Origin of the sequence: Marinobacterium profundum, assembly GCF_001528745.1 — a bacterium.
In the GTDB taxonomy this organism is placed as follows: domain Bacteria; phylum Pseudomonadota; class Gammaproteobacteria; order Pseudomonadales; family Balneatricaceae; genus Marinobacterium_A; species Marinobacterium_A profundum.
Genome location: NZ_BCNS01000026.1, coordinates 1 through 951, shown reverse-complemented (window position 1 = coordinate 951; position 951 = coordinate 1). Strand labels below are relative to the sequence as shown.

Sequence of the window (951 nt, the reverse complement as noted above, 5' to 3'; positions counted from 1 at the left end):
TCAAAGGTTTGCCGGTTTACCGGTGTACTTGTCATGGCTGTCCTCTCAAATAATTCCATTACAGATTGCGCAGGTTGCTCAGTTCCCGCACGGCGACGGACAGCATGGGCAGGTCCGGTGTGTCGCTGCTGCGTATTTCACTAAACAGCTGTTGCAGGTGTTGCAGGATGGGCCTGCTCTGGGCCTGCCAGTGTTGCAGGCGCTGATCCAGATCATCGCAGTTTTTTATGCCGCTGAGTACTGCTGCGCAGGCCTGGGCGAGGGCGCCATCAACTTCCAGTGACAGGGCGCGGCGGGCCTTGCGCTGCCACAGGTCTCGCTCGGGCAGCGCCAGAATCATTTTGCGCAGCGGACTCAGTTCCAGATGCTGCTCCAGAGTGAAGTAGACGCGACTCGCCGTCTTGCTGTCCTGGTCACTTTTCAGGCAGAGCGCGACTATTTCCAGCCCGCGGGACAGGTTGGGCAGCGTCGCCAGGCGCTGGGCCAGGGCAGGGGGAAGGCCTGCGTTCTGCAGGGTCTGACCTTCGTGCTGCAGGTGTTCCTGCTCGGCGGCATCAAGGTAGGGCAGCAGCACATCGCTCACCTCGGTGACACTGCTGCCGTAGCGTGCCAGCAGGTCGGTGATATTCAGGTTGTTGCCGTGGGTGCGCAGCACCCAGAGGCTGGTGCGTTCGAGCAGCGAATGGATCCGCAGCAGCTGGCGGCGGAACAGACTGTCGTCGAGCTGGCTTTCAAAGCACTCGAGCTCACGCCAGATTGCGGGCATGTCCAGCAGCTGATGGGCGACCATCCAGGCACGCACCGCATCCAGTGCGCTGCAGTGGGATTCGCTGCGCAGATAGGTGACAAGGGTTGAACCCATGCGGTTGCAGATCAGGTTGGTACAGTTCTGTCCCTTATAAACCACCGACGGTGGCCACGTCCCCCTACGGTGTGTATCCCGTAGCCCAC

At 60.9% G+C, this 951-nt stretch carries 1 pseudogene; it reads right to left on the bottom strand.

Going from position 1 to position 951, the window contains the following annotated elements:
- Positions 1 to 58: 58 nt before the first annotated feature.
- Positions 59 to 951, bottom strand: a pseudogene (locus MPRO_RS02035) (NAD-glutamate dehydrogenase domain-containing protein); the annotation flags it as partial.